The organism is Caulobacter sp. GW822-FHT01G02 (genome assembly GCF_058802865.1).
On sequence record NZ_JBXAON010000003.1, the window covers coordinates 178,144 to 195,984 of the forward strand.

Here is a 17,841-nt window from a genome sequence, read left to right on the forward strand (position 1 = left end):
ACGCCGGGGATCCAGCGGCCTCAATCCCCATACTTGGCGCTTCCACGCGGTGGAAAGGTCAGCGCCGGTAAAGCCAGGTCCCCGGCAATCCCATCCGCACGCAGGCCTCGTAGGGCGGCGCGCCGGGGATCGGCGTCCGGTCCGCCAGCCGCGCCGCCGCCCTGATCACCGGCAGCTCCAGCGGCCGGGGCAGCCATTCGCGCCCCAGGCCCAGCACCGCGCGCGCCTCGCTCGGAACCAGCCCCACGGCCGCCCGGATCAGCGGGTGCTGCAGCCGGCTCAGCGGTCCGGCGATCCTGACCCCGCGCATCAGGTCCAGGAACTCCAGCACGATCGCCGAGCGCTCCAGCCTCGGCAGCATGGCCGCCAACTGGGCCTCCCAGGCGGCTTCGGACGCCGGTGCCCCCAAGGCCCCATAGAGCCGCGCGGCCGGGGCCGCCTCGGCGTAGAACCGGTCGCGATCCTCCAGCGACAAGGGCGCGACCAGCGCGTGGTAGGCGTTCAGGAACCCGAAGCTGGCCGTGGCCTGCACCCAGTCCAGCAAGGCGACGTCGGAGGCCTGGTAGCCCTCGCCGCCGGGCGTCACGCCGCCGACCCGCGCGTGCTGGCGGCCGACCCCGGCGATCATCGCCTCGGCGACCGAGCGCGCGCCATAGACCGTGACCATCGCGGCGAGGCCGGTGCGCTTCAGCCGGGTCATCGGGTCGGTCCGGAAGCTGGAATGCTCCCACACCCCGGTGCGCACGCGCGGCTCGGCCAGTTCCAGGATCACCGCCGTCACCCCGCCGACGAACAGGGACACCGGGTTCTTGAACACCCGCCACGACACCGAGTCCGGCGCGGCCAGGGCCGGTTCGCCCGCCGGAGCGGTAAAATCCACGCGCGGACCGCCCGGAATCTCGAACAAGGCCTTGGCGGCGTCGGCGAAACGGGCTTTCAAGGGCGCCTCCGGCACGGTTCAGCCCTTTCTAACGCCTGAACCCGCCGTCGCGCGCATGGACTTGTCATGTTAGCGCTCCCATCTATACCGACCGAAACCACTCATTGCGGGACGACGAACGTGCATCTGACGGGCGAGCTTCTGATCGGCGGCGAAAGCCGCAAGGGAACCAACGGCGAGATCAAGGGCGTCAATCCCGCCACCGGCGAGACCCTGGAGCCCGCGTTCGGCGGCGCGACCAAGGCCGATGTCGAGCAGGCCGCGGCCCTGGCGGCCGAGGCGTTCGGGCCGTACCGGTCCCTGCCCTACGAGACCCGCGCCACCTTCCTGGAGGCCATCGCCGAGCATATCGAGGCGATCGGCGACGACCTGATCGTCCGGGTGATGGCCGAGACCGGCCTGCCCCGCGCCCGCCTCGAAGGCGAGCGGGGTCGCACGACCGGCCAGCTGCGCCTGTTCGCCAGCGTGCTGCGCGACGGCGGCTTCCTGGAAGCCCGCATCGACCCGGCGATGCCGGACCGCAAGCCGCTGCCGCGTCCCGACCTGCGCCTGCGCAACGTCCCGCTGGGCCCGGTGGCCGTGTTCGGCGCGAGCAACTTCCCGCTGGCCTTCTCGGTGGCCGGCGGCGACACCGCCTCGGCCCTGGCGGCCGGCTGCCCGGTCATCGTCAAGGCCCACCCGGCCCATCCGGGGACCTCGGAGCTGATCGGTCGCGCCATCCAGGCCGCCGTCGCCTCGGTCGGCCTGCATCCGGGCGTGTTCTCGATGATCCACGACAGCGGCTACGAGATGGGCGTGGCCCTGGTCGCCGATCCGCGCGTCAAGGCCGCCGGCTTCACCGGCTCGCGTCGGGGCGGCCTGGCGCTGGCCGCCGTCGCCCAGGGCCGACCCGAGCCGATCCCGTTCTACGCTGAGATGAGCAGCATCAATCCGGTCATCCTGCTGCCGGCCGCTCTGAAGGCGCGCGGCGAGAAGATCGCCCCGGACTTCGTGGCCGCCCTGACCCTGGGCGCGGGTCAGTTCTGCACCAATCCCGGCCTGATCCTGGCCATCGACGGCCCCGAGCTGGACGCCTTCGTCGCGGCCGCAGGCAAGGTGGTCGAGGCCGCCCCGGCCGCCGTCATGCTGACACCCGGCATCTGCCAGGCCTTCGCCCATGGCGTCGACGCCCTCTCGCAGGACAAGGCGGTCACCACCGTGGCGCGCGGCCTGCCCGGCGCGGACGGCAGCCACACCGGCCGCGCGGCCCTGTTCAGCGTCAAGGCCGCCGACTTCCTGGCCAATCCGCACCTGCACGAGGAGGTGTTCGGCGCCGCCTCGGTGGTCGTTCGCGCCGCCGACCAAGCCGAGCTGGCCAAGGTCATCGACGCCCTGGAAGGCCAGCTGACCATCGCCATCCACCTGGAAGAGGCCGACCATGCCATCGCCGCCGCCCTGCTGCCGGCGCTGGAGCTGAAGGCCGGCCGCATCCTGGTCAACGGCTTCGGCACCGGCGTCGAGGTGGCCAACGCCATGGTCCACGGCGGCCCGTTCCCGGCGACATCCGACGCCCGGGCGACCTCGGTCGGCACCCTGGCCATCGCGCGCTTCCTGCGCCCGGTCAGCTACCAGAACCTGCCGGAAGCGCTGCTGCCGGCGGAGTTGCGGACGGAAAACCCCCTGGGCATCGCCCGGCGGGTCGATGGCAAGGTGAAGCTGGCTTAGGCCGCGTGTTTTCTCTCCTCCCCCTTCTGGGGGAGGGGGACCGCCGAACGGCGGTGGAGGGGGTCAGCGCCGCGCCAATCTAGGCCCGCGCCGTCCCCCTCCGTCACGGCGCGTATTCGCGCCGCGCCACCTCCCCCAAAGAGGGGAGGAGAACTCCAGATCAGCCCTCACGACACTTAAGCAATTACTTGACCTTTTCCCCGCGCCTCGATACTTAACCTTATGCCTAACCATCAACCCTCGCTCGACCTGATGTTCCAGGCCCTCGCGGATCCCGCGCGGCGGAGCATGGTCGAGCGGCTTTCCCGGGGCCCCGCCTCGGTGAGCGAACTGGCCCGGCCGCTGGACATGTCGCTGCCGGCGGTCATGCAGCACCTGGCCATGCTGGAGGCGGGCGGGATCGTGGCGTCGGAGAAGGTCGGCCGGGTGCGCACCTGCCGGATCAATCCCGATGTCCTGAGCCTGGCCGAACAGTGGATCAACCAGAGGCGCACCCAGTGGGAGCAGCGCCTCGACCGGCTGGGCGATTTCCTGGCCGCCGAGGAAAATGGGGAAACCAAATGACCGACCGCCAAAAGACTGGCCGCAGCGCCATCCACGCCACCTTCGTCGTCGAGCGGGTCTATGCCGCCTCGCCCGCCCGGGTGTTCGCCGCCTTCGCCGATCCGCAGAAGAAGGCCAAGTGGTTCCACGGTCCGGAGGAATGGGGCCCGCCGGAAAGCGGCATGGACTTCCGCGTCGGCGGCGAGGACTACGCCGTCAGCCGCCCGCCGGGCGAGCCGCCGCACCACTTCCGCAGCCGCTACCACGACATCGTGCCCGATGAGCGGATCGTCTACACCTACTGGATGCACCACGGCGACAACCTGGCCTCGGTGTCGGTCTCGACCATAGAGATCCGCCCGGAGGGGCCCAAGACGCGCCTGGTGATCACCGAGGTCGGGGTGTTCCTGGACGGCTACTACTCGCCCGAGGGCCGCGAGGACGGGACCCGGCAACTGATGGAACAGATCGCGCCGCTCGTGGAGGGGACGACGCCCTAGACGCCGCCGCACACCTCTCTCCTCCCCTCTTGGGGGAGGTGGCGCGGCGCGATACGCGCCGTGACGGAGGGGGACGGCGCGGGCCTGAATTGACGCGGCGCTGACCCCCTCCACCGCCGTTCGGCGGTCCCCCTCCCCCAAGAGGGGGAGGAGAGACGATACCGGCCTCGCCTCAGTGCCCGCCAGCGCTCGGCGGCTTGGCGATCTTCGCCACATCCGCCTCGGTCACCGGCTTGGCGTAGCTGTTGCCGAAGTGCGTCCGGATATAGGTCACCGCCTCGGCCATCTGGGCGTTGCTCAAGGTCCCGACGAACCCCGGCATCGCGCCCTTGCCGCCCGTCACGATCATGATCGGATAGGCCGCCCCCGCCAGCCGCGGATTGTTCGCCAGGGCCGGGATGGTCCCCGCTCCGGTCGCGCCCTTGGCGTCGGCCATGTGGCAGGCCTGGCAGACCGCGCCATAGACCTGCTCGCCCGTCACGGGCTTGACCGCCCGGACGATGCCGCCGCCGGTGTCGCCGCCGCCCGAGGCCGGGGTCTGGGCCATGGCCGGAAAGGCGATCAGGGCCGCCGTCGCTAAGATGATCTTCCGCATGATCCTCAGGCCTCCAGCGCGCGCTTGTGCAGACGGGTGATGGCGTCGATGGACGAGAGCAGCGCCCCCTCCATCCAGCAGCCGACGTAAGATGCGTGCTCGCCGGCCAGCACGATCCGGCGGTCCATGCTGACCAGGGTCTGGTAGTGCTCCTTGCGGGTATCCTCGTTCCAGCGGGCGCAGCAGCCCAGCGTCCAGGGCACCCGGCTCCAGGCCACCGAGGCCCCGCTGGCGAACTCCTGGCGGTAGCTCTTGGGGTGCAGCACCGAGCCCTGCGCCAGGGCCACCTCGATCCGCTGCTCGGGCGTCATGCCGGCCAGGCGATAGGCCCCCATCTCGCGGGCGAAGGCGCCCAGCAGCACCGCTGGCCCGTCCTTGAACATGTTGTTGTTCGGATAGGAGATCAGGGCGATCTCCTGGTCGGTGAAGCTGTGGCCGCCGTAGATGTAGTCGTCCTCCTCCCAGAAGCGGCGCTTCATCTCCAGGCCGATCTTGACCTGGCCGGAATAGGGAACGGCCTTGATGGCGGCCATCATCTCGTCGGTCACCTGCAGGTCCATCTGGCCCAGGATGCCCAGCGGGATCGTGCAGACGCACCAGTCGGCCTTGGCGTCGGTCACCTTGCCCGTGGCGGTGTCGGCATAGGTCACCACCACGCCCTTGTCGTCCTGGGCGATCTTGCTGACCTTGGCGTTGTAGGTGATCAGGCCCTCGACCTGCCTGGCGAAGGCCTTGCCGATCATGTCCATGCCGCCGACCGGCTGGAACATGGTGGTCTGCATCTCGTGGCCCATGAAGAAGGCCATCGAGGTCCAGACCTGCGGGTCCAGCACGTCGTGCAGCTTGTAGAGGTCCTTGGACGGGATCGGCGCGCCGTTGACCCCGCCGCCCGGCGGCCGCTCGAAGCCGCGATGGCCCGAGGCCTTCAGGCCGGCCGAATATTTGTAGTCGTTGTCCAGCATGCCCCAGCCCTTCAGGGCCTCCAGCAGCTTGTCGCGGTCTTCCTGCGTGACGGTGTCGTCCAGCGCCTTGGCGTTGACCGACTTGGCCAGCAGCTCGGCGATATTGCCCTCGAAGTCGGCGGCGGCGGCGTTGAAGCGCACCGGCTTGCCGTCGAAGGCTTGGGACGAGTGAACCCAGCCGGAGTGGTTGAACTGGATGAACGGCTCCAGGGCCACGCCGAACGACTTGCAGTAATGCAGCAGGGTCCGGTGGTGGTGCGGGATCCGCCAGGGGCCGGGGTTCAGGTAGTTGCCCGGCGAGAAGGCCACCTTCTGGGTCGCGCCGCCGAGTTCGGTATAGGTATCGCCGCCCCGCAGCGACCAGTTGCGGCCGCCGGCGCGGTTCTGGAACTCCAGGATCCTGACCTTGTAGCCGGCCTTGGTCAGCTCGAACGCGGCCAGCATCCCGGCCAGGCCAGCGCCCAGCACGATCACCGAAGCGCCGGGCCGCGCGCCCTGCAGGTTCGGCGGGCCATGGAACTGGGTCTCGGCCGCGTGACCCAGCGTGGTCATGGCCTGATACAGCGCGGCCGTGCCGCCGACCTTGGCGATGGCCGAAAGAAGCTGGCGCCTGGTTGGCGCCGTTACACCCGATCCCATTGAAAGCCCGTCCCCGACAGAACCGTCGAAGCCGACGGTGTGGCCAAGGGTTAGCAGGGGCGACGGCCGGAGCGAGGCTTGGCCGGCCGTCACGCCATGCTGTGGCGTCAAAGGCCCCGATTTATCGGCGCCCTGACGATGGGGCTGCGCGCGAACTGTGCAGCCGTCTCCCTACCGCACCACCCGCAGAGTCGGCCGATCCGATACCGCCTGGGTCAGCGGGACCACGAAGTGGAAGCTGGACCCCTGCCCCGGCGTCGAGTGGACGCCGATCGCGCCGCCCATCAGTTCGACCAGTTCGCGGCAGATCGACAGGCCAAGGCCGGCGCCGTCGTGGGCGCGGGTCAGGGAGCTGTCGACCTGGGAGAAGGTCTTGAACAGCTCGGACAGGTCCTCGACGGCGATGCCCAGGCCGGTGTCCTCGACCTCGAAGCGCAGACCCTTGGCGGTGGGACGGACGCGGACAGTGACGCCGCCGTGGTCGGTGAACTTGACGGCGTTGGCCACCAGGTTGCCCAGCACCTGGCGCAGACGCATCGGGTCGCCGACCCAGCGGCCGCGCAGCTCGGGCGCGATGTCCGACGTCAGGTCCAGGCCCTTGGCCGCGGCCGCGCCGGAGAAGGCCGCGCACGAGGCCTCGACCAGGGCGGCCAGGTCGAAGGTCTCGGACCGCAGCCGCACCGCGCCGGTCTCGAGCCTGGCGATGTCGAGGATGCTGTTCAGCAGGGCCAGCAGCGCCTGGCCGGACTCCTGCAGGATCTTCAGGCGGCGGCCCTGCGTCTCGCTGAGCGTGTCGGCGGCCATCACCTGGGCCATGCCCAGCACGCCGTTCAGCGGGGTGCGGACCTCGTGGCTCATATTGGCCAGGAAGCGGGTCTTGGCGGCGTTGGCGGCCTCGGCCTCCTCCTTGGCGGCCAGCAGCTCCAGGCGCCCGGCCTCCAGCTTGCGCAGGGCCTCGGCGACGCGCTGGGTCAGCACGGCGCCGGCGGCGGCCAGCACCAGAAAGCCGATCAGCAGCCACGGCGCGACGCTCTTCAGCAGCTTCAGACCCGGGTTCCTGGCCTTCCAGGCCAGGGCCCCGAACGCCTGGCCCTCGATGTCGCGCAAGGTGACCTTGGGCGGATCGCCGCCCGGGCGGCGCATCAGGACCAGGTTGTCCAGCCCCAGGTCGTCCGACAACTGATGAACGAAGGCGGCGTCCATCCGGCGGGCGCTGACGACGATCGCTGGCGGGCCGTCATAGAGGTCGGCGACGGCCCGGCTCTCCGGCGTCACGGCGGCGAAGGCGACCAGATAGGCATCGTCGTCGATCCGCATCAGACCCGTCCGCGTCACCTCGCCGGCGGTGCTGAGCTTGCCGGCGCGGCGCGCCGCGCGGGCCTTGGCGGCCACATCGGCGGCGATCGGGGCCGCTTCGGCGGGAAAGCCACCGAGGGCGTCGGCCGAAACCCGCTTGCCGCCGGTCGAGGCGTAGACCACCTGCTCCGAGCGGATGACGAAGGTCAGGTCGTGCTTGAACTGGTCGTGGTAGTAGGTGGCGAAATCGGTGTCGGCCCAGGTCGCGTTGATCGTCCAGCCCATGGCCTTGTAGGCCTGGTCCCAGACCGTGGCCGACGTCACCTCGCGCTCTGTCCGCTCCAGGGTTCGAACGATGGTGCGCTGGGTGATCTCGATCTCGTCGACCGCTTCCATGTGGTCCAGCTGGCGCGCGGCCAGGATCACCAGGGCCAGTCCGCCCAGGATCGAGACGACGACCAGCACGGCGGCCGCGCCGACGATCCCGTGGATCAGTCGCATGGGCCGCGCTTCTGCGGTCCGGAAAGGTTGGTGCGGTCGCGTCATTGACCGTCACCATGATGAACAACCGCGTTCGCCGGAAGGTGACGTGTGGACGCAGCTCAGGCTTAACGCGGCCTTAAGCCCTCCAGGACCAGCGCCGTCACCGCCGCCCGGGTCTCCTGCATGAAGCGCTGGTCGGACAAGGACTTACCGGTCAGGGCGCGCACCTGGACGGCGAAGTCGGCATAGTGCTGGGTCAGGGCCCAGAGGGCGAAGATCAGGTGCGGCGGGTCCACGGGCGCAAGCCTGCCCGCCGCCGCCCACGCCTCGATCACCGCGACCTTGGCGTCGAACACCGCCTTCAGGGGCCCCGCGAGCACGGGCTTCAGCAGCGGCGCGCCGCGCAGCATCTCCAGGGCGAACAGCCGCGAGACCTCCGGATGGTCGCGGCTCAGCGCCAGCTTGGCGTCGATCAGGGCGGCGATGGCCTCGGCGGGATCGTCGCCCTCGCTGAAGCGGCTCAGGGGCGCCAGCCACAGGGACAGCCCCTGCTCCAGCACCGCCACGTACAGGGCCTCCTTGGTCGGGTGGTAGTAGAGGAGATTGGCCTTGGAGATCCCCGCCGCCTGGGCGATGGCCTCGACGCTGGCCCCGTCCAGGCCGAGGCGCGCGAAGACGCCCAGCGCGGCCTTCAGGATAGCGGCCTTGCGGGCCTCGCCGGCCCTTTGGCGAGGACCGGGGCTGCGGCCGCCCTTTGACGCTTCGGCCGCCTTGATGTCGCCCACGCTTTGAGCGGCCTTGACCAGCTCGCGGGCGCCGGACGCGCGCTTGGACGCCGGTTTGCCTGCGGCCTTGCGCGACGGCTTGACGGTCTTGGCGGCGGCGTCGGTCATGCCAGCTCGAACTTGGACCATTTGGTCAAACTTTGACCGAACGGTTCGGATTGCAACGTTACGCGGGATGGTATTCCATGCCCCTCGGATTTCACAAGGAGCCGCGTCGATGAGCTCTCCGATCACCCCGCTTTCGCCCGGCGCGATCATGCTGCCCGCGCGGCCCGAGCCGATCCCGGTCGACCCGAAGACGACGGCGGTGATCGTCATCGACATGCAGAACGCCTACGCGTCCAAGGGCGGCTATCTCGATCTGGCCGGCTTCGACATCTCCGGGGCGGCGAAGGTGATCCAGGAGATCAAGGCCATCCTGCCCGTGGCCCGCGCCGCCGGGATGCAGGTGATCTATTTCCAGAACGGCTGGGACGACCAGTACGTGGAAGCCGGCGGTCCCGGCTCGCCCAACTGGTGGAAGTCCAACGCCCTGAAGACCATGCGCGCCCGGCCCGAGCTGCGGGGCAAGCTCTTGGCGCGCGGCCAGTGGGACTACGAGCTGGTCGACGACCTCAAGCCCGAGCCGGACGACATCCAGCTGCACAAGACCCGCTACAGCGGCTTCTTCAACAGCCAGCTGGACAGCGTGCTGCGGGCGCGCGGCATCCGCCACCTGGTGTTCGTCGGCATCGCCACCAATGTCTGTGTCGAGTCGACCCTGCGCGACGGCTTCTTCCTCGAATATTTCGGCACCGTGCTGGAGGACGCCACCCACCAGGCGGGCCCGGATTTCGTGCAGAAGGCGGCGCTGTTCAACATCGAGAGCTTCTTCGGCTGGGTCTCGACGACCGCCGACTTCAAGGAGGCGTTCGGGCAGCTGGCGCCGGAAACCTAACCACCCCACTCCGATCTCCCCGGCGAATGCCGGGGCCCAGATCGAACCCATGGAAGTACCGGAAGCGGACCGGCCAGCAGGCGCGAACACCCAAACCGACCCGGATGAATCTGGGTCCCGGCATTCGCCGGGAAGGTCGGATTTGATGAGGATTTAGAGGAGCAACACCATGCCCAAGACCGTCATCACCCCGCCCGGGACGGGCACGCCGATCGCCCCGTTCTCGCCCGGGACCCTGGCCGACGGCATCGTCTACGTCTCGGGCACCCTGGCCTTCGACAAGGACAACAACGTCGCCTTCCCCGACGACGCCGAGGCCCAGACCCGGCAGGTGCTGGAGACCATCAAGTCGGTGATCGAGACCGCCGGCGGCACGATGGAGGACGTGACCATGAACCACATCTTCCTGACCGACTGGAGCTTCTACCAGACGATCAACAAGGTCTATGCCGAGTACTTCCCCGGCGACAAGCCGGCCCGCTACTGCATCCAGTGCGGCCTGGTGAAGCCCGGCTTCGTGGTCGAGATCGCCTCGGTCGCGCACATCGGGAAGAAGTAGCCGCATGGCCTCCGGCACGGTCGACGGCCTCCACTACGAGCTGCACGGTGGTCCGGTCGCCGGCCGCGAGGTCGTGCTGCTATCGTCCGGCCTGGGCGGCTCGGGCGCGTTCTGGGCTCCGCAGATGGCGGCCCTGACCGAGCGCTGGCCGGTCGTGCTCTACGACCATCGCGGCACGGGCCGCAGCGTCCGCGAGCTGCCGGACGACTATGCCGTCGCACACATGGCCGAGGACATGGTCAAGGTCATGGACGCCCTGGCCCTGCCCAAGGCCCACGTGGTGGGCCACGCGGCCGGCGGCAATGCGGGCCTGCAGCTCGCGCTGGACCAGCCCGATCGCCTGGGCAAGCTGGTGGTGGTCAACGGCTGGTCGCGGCCCGATCCGCACATCAGGCGCTGTTTCGACACCCGCATCCATCTGCTGAACGACAGCGGACCGGAAGCCTATGTCCACGCCCAGCCGATCTTCCTCTATCCGGCCGACTGGATCTCGCGGAACGACGCCCGCCTACAGGCCGAGGAGCCCCACCACGTGGCCGGCTTCCCGCCGCGCGAAGTGATGCTGGCCCGGATCAACGCCCTGCTGGCCTTCGACGTCGACGCGCGGCTGGAGGAGATCACCCACCGGGTGCTGATCAGCGCCAGCGCCGACGACATGCTGGTCCCGCCCAGCTGCTCGCAACGCCTGGCCGGCCGCCTGCCCAACGCCGACTACCAGGTCGCCGCCTGGGGCGGCCACGGCTTCACCGTCACCGATCCCGAGACCTTCAACGAGGGTCTGATCAAGTTTCTGGAGGGCGCGTGAGCGCGCCCGTCATCTCAAGAACCACAGGGGAATAAACCCATGCAGGTCGGCGTCTTCATCCCCATCGGCAACAACGGCTGGCTCATCTCCGAGACCTCGCCGCAGTACATGCCCAGCTTCGAGCTCAACAAGGAGATCACCCAGAAGGCCGAGAAGTACGGCTTCGACTTCGCGCTCTCGATGATCAAGCTGCGCGGGTTCGGCGGCAAGACCCAGTTCTGGGAGCACAATCTCGAGAGCTTCACCCTGATGTCGGGCCTGGCGGCCGTGACCAGCAAGATCAAGATCTTCGCCACCGTCGCCACCCTGACCATCCCGCCGGCCATCGTGGCCCGCATGGCCTCGACCATCGACTCGATCGCCCCGGGCCGCTTCGGCATCAACCTGGTGACCGGCTGGCAAAAGGCCGAGTACAGCCAGATGGGCCTGTGGCCGGGCGAAGCGCACTATACCGACCGCTACAACTACCTGGCCGAATATACGACCGTGCTGAAGGACCTGCTGGAGACCGGCGTCTCGGACTTCAAGGGCAAGTACTTCACCATGGACGACTGCCGGGTCAGCCCGCACCCCAAGGAGACCAAGCTGATCTGCGCCGGCTCGTCCGACGAGGGCCTGGCCTTCACGGCGCAATACGCCGACTACAGCTTCGCCCTGGGCAAGGGGACCAACACCCCGACCGCCTTCGCCAGCGTCAACAAGCGGCTGGAAGCGGCCGCCGAAAAGACCGGCCGCGACGTCAAGTCGTTCATCCTGTTCATGATCATCGCCGACGAGACCGACGAGAAGGCCATGGCCAAGTGGCAGAAGTACCGCGACGGCGCGGACCAGGAGGCGCTGGCCTGGCTGACCCAGCAGGCCGCGCCTAACGCCAAGGCCGGCGCGACGACCAACACCACCCAGCTGGCCGCGCCGGAATCGGCGGTGAACCTGAACATGGGCACGCTGGTCGGCAGCTATGAGAGCATCGCCCGGATGATGGACGAGATCGCCGCGGTGCCCGGCACGGCCGGGGTGCTGCTGACCTTCGACGACTTCGTGAAGGGCGTCGAGGACTTCGGCGAGAAGATCCAGCCGCTGATGAAGTCGCGCAACGTCAGCTGAATCCGAGACGCCCCTCTCCTCCCCCTATGGGGGAGGAGAGATCAGGACGCCGTCCTAGTCGACCGCCAGCATCCCCAGCAGCTGCAGGCGGAACACCAGCACGCTGTCCGGCGGGATCTCGCCCATGTCGCGGGGGCCGTAGCCCAGCTCCGAGGGAATGTAGAGGGTCCACTCGTCGCCGACCTTCATCTTCGGCAGGGCTTCCAGCCAGCCCTGGATCAAGCCGTCGGCCGGCATGATCGCCGCCTTGCCGCGCGCGAAGCTCGAGTCGAAGACCGTGCCGTCCAGCAGCTTGCCCTCGTAGTGGACCTTGACGATGTCGCCGAGCTTGGGCGACGGGCCGGTCTTCGGGCCCGAGGTCACGACCTTGTACTGCAGGCCCGACGGCAGGGTGACGACGCCCGGGGCCTTGGCGTTCTTTTCCAGGAAGGCCTTGCCGGCCAGGGCGTTGGCCGAGGGGCCGGCGTTCAGTTGCGGCGGGGCCGACGGCTGGGGCGTCTGGGCGGAAGCCGCGCCGGCGACGAGGAAGGCGGCAAGGGCCAAGGGAGCGAGAAGGCGCATCAAGGGTCTTTCGAACGCTGGTGTCAGTGAGCGACACCGTAGCGATCCTTGAGCGGAACTTCGCGGCGAAATTTCGCCTCCTCAACCGCACCAACTCTTGTCATCCCGGCCGAAGCGCAGCGTAGAGCCGGGACCCAGGGGGTGCGTGAACGTCGTGCCGGCCGCCCCTGGGTCCCGGACAGCGCCTGCGGCGCTTCCGGGATGACAAGGATTGGCGCCCCCTAGACCAGCCCCCGCTTCTGCGCCTCCAGCGCCGCCTCGGCTCGGGAGCAGATGTTGAGCTTGCGGTAGATGGCCTTCACATAGCCCGCCACGGTCAGCTCGGTGACGCCCATGACCTTGGCCGCCTCGCCCGAGCGCAGGCCCCGGCCGATCAGGCGCAGCACCTCGGTCTCGCGCGGGGTCAGGGCCGCCTCGGGCTCGACCGTCTGGATCAGAACCGGCCGGGCGCGGAAGTAGTCCAGCATCCGCCGCGCCACGGCCGGCGACAGCGGGGTCTCGCCGGCTTCCAGGCGGCGCAGATAGCGGACCAGTTCGTCGCGGCCCATGTCCTTGAGCAGGTAGCCCCCCGCCCCCGCCGCGATGGCGTCGAACAGGTGGTGGTCGTCGGCGTAGATGGTCACCACCACCGACCGCGTCGCCCCGCCCGAGCGCTCGGCCAGATCGCGCAGGAAGTCGACGCCGCGTCCGTCCGGCAGGGCCAGGTCGACCAGGGCCAGGTCCGGCGCCCCGTCGCACAGGAAGCTGCGGGCCTCGGCCAGATCCGCCGCGCCGCGCGCGACGACGCCGGGAAACGCCTCGGACAGGGCCGCCAGCAGGTGCTCGCGGGTCTCGGCCTGGTCTTCGAGGACGAGGGCCGTGCCGGGGGCGTTGGGAGCAAGGGTCATGCCGGGGCGCTCGCATCGACGGGCGTCGACAGCCGAACCACCGTACCCTTCGTGGTTTCAGGAAACGCCACCGTTCCACCGATCTCGCCCAACCGCCGCTCCAGGTTGGCCAGGCCGCTGCGGCGCCCCCCCGCTTCGCGCGGCAGGCCGACGCCGTCGTCGCTGAGGGTCAGCTCCAGCCGGCCGGCGTCTTCGTGGACCGTGACGGCCACCGTGGTCGCGCCGGCGTGGCGGATGGCGTTGGTGACCACCTCGCGCACGGCCGAGGTCAGGTTCTTGTAGACGCGGTAGGGCGCGGTCACGCCCGGATCGGCCAGCTCGACCGGCGGCCAGTCCAGGGCGATGCCGGCCGCCTCCAGCCGCTCGGCGGTCTCATGGCGCAGGTCGGCCAGCGCCGCCTCCAGCGGCAGGTCCTGGCCCGACAGGCCCGAGACGATGGCCCGCAGGTCGCCGATCGCCCCGCGCACGGCCTCGCGTGTCTGGGAGAGGTCCTGGCGGTGCAGGCCCGACAGCAGGCGGGCGCCGACGTCGTCGTGCAGGTCGCGGGCGATGCGCAGGCGTTCCTCGACCACGCCCCGGGCATAGGCGTCGCGGCCTTCCTCGATCTGGCTCAGGAGGCTCACCAGCTGGTCGGCCAGCTGGACCTGCGCCGTGCCGAACAGGCCCCGCCCCCGGAACGGAAAGCGCAGGGTCAGCGCCGTGGTCCCGGCGGCGGCGGGCAGGCCCAGGGCCACGCCCTCCTCGAGGATCTCGGCCTTGGGTCTGGCGGCCTGGGCGGGGGCGATCTCCAGCGGCTCATAGACCTTGGACAGCAGCGCCTTCCACGCATCCGCCCGCGCCTCGGCCCCGTGGATCAGGGCCACCTGGGCCACGGCCGCGAACATCTCGTGGTCCTTCAGGGTCTTGCGGCCGAGGGTCCGCCGCCACAGCACGTCGCGGAACGGCAGATAGGCGAAGGCCACGATCAGCAGCGACACGCCCAGCGCCGCCTGCGGACTGGTCCCCAGGGCGGTGATCAGGACGCCATCCAGGGCCAAGAGCGCTGCGCCGGCGCTGAGGTAGAACAGGATCCGGAACGCCCACTGGTCCAGCTCGAACAGACGATGGCGACGCAGGCCCACGGCCATGCCGACATAGATGATCACGAAGAAGCCCAGCGAGAAGCGCGGGTCCAGGAACGGCCGCATGCCCAGGGCGATCGGCACGGCGACATTGCCGATGAAGGCTCCTGCCCCGACGATCACCGACAGGCCCAGCCACCGGGTCGCGGCCATGGCGGCCGGGTCCTTGCGGCTGGCGAAGGCCTGCACGCCGATGGCCACCACGATCAGGGCCATCTCGATCGAGGTGATCCCCTGCCCCATGCTCTCGGTCGACGGATTGCCCGGCAGCAGCGGCGTCAGCGCCCAGGCCAGCACCCACAACGGCGCCAGCAGCATGACCGGCAGTCGGGTGACCCGCTTGGGATAGGCCAGGAAGAAGGCGATCATCGCCCCGCCATAGGCCACCGCCCCGATCATGTTCAGCCGCATGGCGATCGTCGCCAGCGTCCCGTCCATGACCAGCTCGACGCTGGAATTGACCGCCCAGCCGAAGGTGAAGGCCAGCATCGACAGGCCGGTCAGGGCGAACAGCTGGGTGGACAGCTCGCGCGGCCGCAGGGCCCAGACCCAGCCGACGATCAGGGCCGCGATCAGGCCGAACGCCAGATTGGCCCAGAACTCCGCGCCCAGAGTCGACAGCGGCCGGACGCGGTTGTCCAGCGTCACGACGCGCTGGACGCCGTCGCTCCCGGCCAGGCGCAGGACCAGCGGCCGGGCCGCCAGCTGCTCGGCGAAGGCCGCTCGGCGGCGGCTCTGCTCGGCGGCGGCGGCCTGGGTGTCGGGGGTGTCCAGCCCGCCGATCTCGGGCGCGCGCAGCACCGGGGCGGCGCGATCGGAGCCGACGCCGGCCAGCCGGTCGCCGACCTTGGCCCCGACGCGGTCCAGCGGACCGCCGGGCGTGAGGCGGGTGATGACTAGCGCGCCGTCGGGCCTGGCCTCAAAGCCCGCGCCCAGCCACGGCGGGCTCATCGCCATCCAGACGCCGATCAGCGCCGTCGCCACGCACAGCAGGACGACGCCGAGCAGCAGGGTCGTGGGGGACGAGGCGCGCATCCGGCCTTACTGAAAACGATTGGGACGCAGACCTTGGGACAGGACTAGCGCGACCGCAACCATCACGGAACGCCGTTACGGGGACACCCCCAGTTCTGGGGGTTGCGCGCACCGGCCCCCAGTCGTGTGGCTACAAAACTTGTCTTCCCGGCCGCAGCGCAGCGGAGAGCCGGGACCCAGGGGCGGCCGCAATGCGCCGGCCCCTGGGTCCCGGACAAGCGCTACGCGCTTTCCGGGATGACAAGAATTGTGAGGGCGCTACTGCCCGTTCCCGGGCGCCCACGGAAACTTCAGGCTCTCGTAGTACTCCAGGCTCCTCGCCGGCGCCTTCTCGCCCGGCGGCAGCGGACGCTTCGAGAAGCTTCCGAACCACGCCACCGAGGCGTCGCGCCACCACTGGGCCTCGTCGCGCTGGATCTTCAGGTAGTCGGCGACCTCCTTGTGGCGCTCGGCGTCGACATACGGCGTCAGGCCGGCCCAGGTCTTCTCCATGCCGTCGACATACGCGACGCCCCGGCCGTAGTGTTTGACCATGCCGTCCCACAGGGTGTCGCCGGACTTCAGGCGGTAGTCCCAGGGCAGGTGGTGGAACCACAGCAGGTCCTTCTCGTCGACGCACTTGAGGTCGGCGAAGCAGGCCCCCACGGCCGGCGCGTACTGGGCCGTGGCGTTGCTGCCCGAGGGGGTGCGGTCGAAGCCGATCCCGTCCGGGCCGGCCTTGGCGTAGTAGACGCTGGTCCAGTCGGCGCGCGGCCCGCCGCTGACCCAGGGACCGGGGCCATAGTGGTGCCCCTCGCCCATCTGGTGGTGCAGACCGAGCGGGGTCATGTAGTCCACCGCCGCCTCGCGCGAGCCCATCATCATGTCGACGACCGGCTTCACCAGGCGCGGGTCATCGCCGAAGGTCATCTTCGTCCAGTCGGTGGCGATGTCCCTGGCCGAAGCTTCCGGATCCCAGGCCAGACGCCCGAAGGCGTACCAGTTGGCCTGGTCGAACTGCGAGCCGCTCCAGTTGCGGTCGCTGCCGATATTGGCCACCCCGGCCATCACCGTCAGCTTGCGGTCGTCCAGCGAGCCGTCGACCACCTTGGCCACGGTCAAGCCCTTGCCGTGGGCCATCGTGTCCGCGCGCAGGGTCTCCTCGAACAGCGGGCCCAGATAGACAAGGTGCGTCGAGAAGCCGAGATATTCCTTGGTGATCTGGAACTCCATGCCGAGGTTCGACTTCGGCATGGCCCCGAACAGCGGGTGGAACGGCTCGCGCGGCTGGAAGTCGATCGCGCCGTTCTTGACCTGGATGACGACATTGTCGCGGAACTGGCCGTCGAAGGGCTTGAACTCCGAATAGCCCTGCTTGGCGCGGTCGTCGGGCTGCTCGTGCGAATAGACGAAGGCGCGCCAGATCACGACGCCGCCGTGCGGTCCCACCGCGTCGGCCAGCATGTTGGCCCCGTCGACATGGGTGCGGCCATAGTCCTGCGGCCCCGGCTGGCCTTCCGAATTGGCCTTCACGAGAAAGCCGCCGAAGTCGGGGATGGCCTTGTAGATCTCGTCGGCCTTGGCCTTCCAGAAGGCCGCGACGGCCGGGTCCAGCGGGTCGGCGGTCTTCAGGCCGCCCAACTCGACCGGCGCCGACCAGCGGGCCGACAGATAGACCTTGATGCCATAGGGCCGGAACGTGTCGGCCAGGGCGGCGGCCTTGGCGATATAGGCCGGGGTCAGGCTGTCGGCCTTGGCGTTGACGTTGTTCAGCACCGTGCCGTTGATGCCGATCGAGGCGTTGGCGCGGGCGTAGTCGACCATGCGCGGGTCGACGTGGCCGGGCAGCCGCCACCAGTCGAAGATCGACTGGCCGGAATAGCCGCGCTCGACGTGGCGATTGAGATTGTCCCAATGGTTCAGCATCCGCAGCTTGACCTTGGGGACCGAGGTGATGTCGAGGTTATCCACAGGCCGCCGGGTCTGGATCAGCTCCAGATAGCGGAAGACGCCGTAGAGGACGCCGACGTCCTTGTTGGCCGAGATCACCGTGGTCTTCCGGCCGTTCACCGCCTGGGTGCGGATCCGGTAGCCCTCGTCGCCCAGGCCCTTCGCGGGCTCGACGGTCAGCTGGATGACCCCGTCGCGGACGCCCGCGGCGGCGCTGGCGGGCTTGCCGACCAGGCCGGTCAGACCGCGCTCCAGCTCGGCGCGGGCGACGTTCAGGGTCGGGGTATCGGGGGCCAGGGAACTTGGGGGCGCGATGGCGGCGGCGCGGGCGGCATAGGCCGGCCGGGCGCTGGCCTCGACGGGCCGATAGCGGAGCCAGAGGTCGTAGCCGTCCTCCGCCCGGGCGGCGGGGGCGATCAGGACCAGCCCCAGGATCAGCGCCAGAACACGCATCGT

At 69.7% G+C, this 17,841-nt stretch carries 16 protein-coding genes and 1 pseudogene; 8 read left to right on the forward strand and 9 right to left on the reverse strand.

Going from position 1 to position 17,841, the window contains the following annotated elements; genetic code table 11:
- Window positions 1–58 precede the first annotated feature (58 nt).
- The gene (locus AC1RNC_RS09885) at window positions 59–940 is read right to left on the reverse strand and encodes an oxygenase MpaB family protein (RefSeq protein ID WP_492885802.1); all 882 of its coding nucleotides are present in this window, start codon (window positions 938–940) and stop codon (window positions 59–61) included.
- Between the two features lie 66 nt (window positions 941–1,006).
- Here AC1RNC_RS09885 and AC1RNC_RS09890 point away from each other — a divergent pair, with 66 nt between their 5' ends.
- The 3 genes from AC1RNC_RS09890 (at window position 1,007) to AC1RNC_RS09900 (ending at window position 3,687) form a co-directional block, all read left to right on the forward strand.
- Window positions 1,007–2,644 carry an aldehyde dehydrogenase (NADP(+)) gene (locus AC1RNC_RS09890; protein ID WP_492885804.1) on the forward strand — a complete coding sequence of 546 codons (1,638 nt, stop codon included), beginning with the start codon at window positions 1,007–1,009 and terminating at the stop codon, window positions 2,642–2,644.
- Between the two features lie 222 nt (window positions 2,645–2,866).
- Entirely contained in the window at window positions 2,867–3,208 is a 342-nt protein-coding gene (locus AC1RNC_RS09895; protein WP_492885805.1) for an ArsR/SmtB family transcription factor, read from the forward strand.
- Window positions 3,205–3,687, forward strand: coding sequence for an SRPBCC family protein (locus AC1RNC_RS09900; RefSeq protein WP_492885807.1), 483 nt, complete (start codon window positions 3,205–3,207; stop codon window positions 3,685–3,687). The genes AC1RNC_RS09895 and AC1RNC_RS09900 overlap by 4 nt, the downstream gene beginning before the upstream one ends.
- Window positions 3,688–3,859: 172 nt before the next feature.
- Here AC1RNC_RS09900 and AC1RNC_RS09905 read toward each other — a convergent pair whose 3' ends face one another.
- The 4 genes from AC1RNC_RS09905 to rutR all read right to left on the reverse strand — a co-directional run bounded on the left by AC1RNC_RS09905 (window position 3,860) and on the right by rutR (window position 8,555).
- On the reverse strand, window positions 3,860–4,282 hold the full coding sequence (locus AC1RNC_RS09905) for a c-type cytochrome (RefSeq protein ID WP_492885809.1): 423 nt from the start codon (window positions 4,280–4,282) through the stop codon (window positions 3,860–3,862).
- A gap of 5 nt (window positions 4,283–4,287) precedes the next feature.
- Complete coding sequence (locus AC1RNC_RS09910; RefSeq protein WP_492885811.1) at window positions 4,288–5,883, reverse strand: flavin monoamine oxidase family protein; 1,596 nt, start codon at window positions 5,881–5,883, stop codon at window positions 4,288–4,290.
- Between the two features lie 171 nt (window positions 5,884–6,054).
- Entirely contained in the window at window positions 6,055–7,680 is a 1,626-nt protein-coding gene (locus tag AC1RNC_RS09915; RefSeq protein WP_492885813.1) for a sensor histidine kinase, read from the reverse strand.
- 107 nt (window positions 7,681–7,787) lie between these two features.
- The gene (gene rutR / locus AC1RNC_RS09920; protein ID WP_492885815.1) at window positions 7,788–8,555 is read right to left on the reverse strand and encodes an HTH-type transcriptional regulator RutR; all 768 of its coding nucleotides are present in this window, start codon (window positions 8,553–8,555) and stop codon (window positions 7,788–7,790) included.
- 109 nt (window positions 8,556–8,664) lie between these two features.
- On the opposite strand from rutR, the gene rutB reads away from it, so the two are divergent.
- The 4 genes from rutB to rutA all read left to right on the forward strand — a co-directional run bounded on the left by rutB (window position 8,665) and on the right by rutA (window position 11,852).
- Window positions 8,665–9,384 carry a pyrimidine utilization protein B gene (gene rutB / locus AC1RNC_RS09925; protein ID WP_492885817.1) on the forward strand — a complete coding sequence of 240 codons (720 nt, stop codon included), beginning with the start codon at window positions 8,665–8,667 and terminating at the stop codon, window positions 9,382–9,384.
- A gap of 169 nt (window positions 9,385–9,553) precedes the next feature.
- Complete coding sequence (rutC, locus tag AC1RNC_RS09930) at window positions 9,554–9,943, forward strand: pyrimidine utilization protein C (protein WP_492885819.1); 390 nt, start codon at window positions 9,554–9,556, stop codon at window positions 9,941–9,943.
- 4 nt (window positions 9,944–9,947) lie between these two features.
- Entirely contained in the window at window positions 9,948–10,748 is an 801-nt protein-coding gene (gene rutD / locus AC1RNC_RS09935; RefSeq protein WP_492885821.1) for a pyrimidine utilization protein D, read from the forward strand.
- Between the two features lie 39 nt (window positions 10,749–10,787).
- Window positions 10,788–11,852 (forward strand): pyrimidine utilization protein A, encoded by a 1,065-nt coding sequence (gene rutA, locus AC1RNC_RS09940; protein WP_492885823.1) that lies wholly within the window; start codon window positions 10,788–10,790, stop codon window positions 11,850–11,852.
- A gap of 54 nt (window positions 11,853–11,906) precedes the next feature.
- Here the strand turns inward: rutA and bamJ are convergent, their stop codons facing one another.
- The 3 genes from bamJ to AC1RNC_RS09955 form a co-directional block, all read right to left on the reverse strand.
- On the reverse strand, window positions 11,907–12,413 hold the full coding sequence (bamJ, locus tag AC1RNC_RS09945) for a BamJ family beta-barrel-assembly machinery protein (protein WP_492885825.1): 507 nt from the start codon (window positions 12,411–12,413) through the stop codon (window positions 11,907–11,909).
- A gap of 221 nt (window positions 12,414–12,634) precedes the next feature.
- On the reverse strand, window positions 12,635–13,300 hold the full coding sequence (locus tag AC1RNC_RS09950) for a response regulator (RefSeq protein WP_492885827.1): 666 nt from the start codon (window positions 13,298–13,300) through the stop codon (window positions 12,635–12,637).
- The gene (locus AC1RNC_RS09955) at window positions 13,297–15,456 is read right to left on the reverse strand and encodes an ATP-binding protein (protein ID WP_492885829.1); all 2,160 of its coding nucleotides are present in this window, start codon (window positions 15,454–15,456) and stop codon (window positions 13,297–13,299) included. Before AC1RNC_RS09955 ends, AC1RNC_RS09950 begins: the two co-directional genes overlap by 4 nt.
- A 140-nt stretch (window positions 15,457–15,596) precedes the next feature.
- On the opposite strand from AC1RNC_RS09955, the pseudogene AC1RNC_RS09960 reads away from it, so the two are divergent.
- Window positions 15,597–15,698: pseudogene (locus AC1RNC_RS09960) on the forward strand (hypothetical protein); the annotation flags it as partial.
- 16 nt (window positions 15,699–15,714) lie between these two features.
- On the opposite strand, the gene AC1RNC_RS09965 reads toward AC1RNC_RS09960, so the two are convergent.
- Window positions 15,715–17,838 carry an alpha-glucuronidase family glycosyl hydrolase gene (locus AC1RNC_RS09965; protein WP_492885830.1) on the reverse strand — a complete coding sequence of 708 codons (2,124 nt, stop codon included), beginning with the start codon at window positions 17,836–17,838 and terminating at the stop codon, window positions 15,715–15,717.
- Window positions 17,839–17,841: the final 3 nt, after the last annotated feature.

Excerpts from the sequence above, each read along its gene's own strand:
- AC1RNC_RS09890 (WP_492885804.1), top strand. The coding sequence starts at position 1,007 with ATGTTAGCGCTCCCATCTATACCGACCGAAACCACTCATTGCGGGACG.
- AC1RNC_RS09895 (WP_492885805.1), top strand. The coding sequence starts at position 2,867 with ATGCCTAACCATCAACCCTCGCTCGACCTGATGTTCCAGGCCCTCGCG.
- AC1RNC_RS09900 (WP_492885807.1), top strand. The coding sequence starts at position 3,205 with ATGACCGACCGCCAAAAGACTGGCCGCAGCGCCATCCACGCCACCTTC.
- AC1RNC_RS09905 (WP_492885809.1), bottom strand. The coding sequence starts at position 4,282 with ATGCGGAAGATCATCTTAGCGACGGCGGCCCTGATCGCCTTTCCGGCC.
- AC1RNC_RS09910 (WP_492885811.1), bottom strand. The coding sequence starts at position 5,883 with ATGGGATCGGGTGTAACGGCGCCAACCAGGCGCCAGCTTCTTTCGGCC.
- AC1RNC_RS09915 (WP_492885813.1), bottom strand. The coding sequence starts at position 7,680 with ATGCGACTGATCCACGGGATCGTCGGCGCGGCCGCCGTGCTGGTCGTC.
- rutR (WP_492885815.1), bottom strand. The coding sequence starts at position 8,555 with ATGACCGACGCCGCCGCCAAGACCGTCAAGCCGTCGCGCAAGGCCGCA.
- rutB (WP_492885817.1), top strand. The coding sequence starts at position 8,665 with ATGAGCTCTCCGATCACCCCGCTTTCGCCCGGCGCGATCATGCTGCCC.
- rutC (WP_492885819.1), top strand. The coding sequence starts at position 9,554 with ATGCCCAAGACCGTCATCACCCCGCCCGGGACGGGCACGCCGATCGCC.
- rutD (WP_492885821.1), top strand. The coding sequence starts at position 9,948 with ATGGCCTCCGGCACGGTCGACGGCCTCCACTACGAGCTGCACGGTGGT.
- rutA (WP_492885823.1), top strand. The coding sequence starts at position 10,788 with ATGCAGGTCGGCGTCTTCATCCCCATCGGCAACAACGGCTGGCTCATC.
- bamJ (WP_492885825.1), bottom strand. The coding sequence starts at position 12,413 with ATGCGCCTTCTCGCTCCCTTGGCCCTTGCCGCCTTCCTCGTCGCCGGC.
- AC1RNC_RS09950 (WP_492885827.1), bottom strand. The coding sequence starts at position 13,300 with ATGACCCTTGCTCCCAACGCCCCCGGCACGGCCCTCGTCCTCGAAGAC.
- AC1RNC_RS09955 (WP_492885829.1), bottom strand. The coding sequence starts at position 15,456 with ATGCGCGCCTCGTCCCCCACGACCCTGCTGCTCGGCGTCGTCCTGCTG.
- AC1RNC_RS09965 (WP_492885830.1), bottom strand. The coding sequence starts at position 17,838 with ATGCGTGTTCTGGCGCTGATCCTGGGGCTGGTCCTGATCGCCCCCGCC.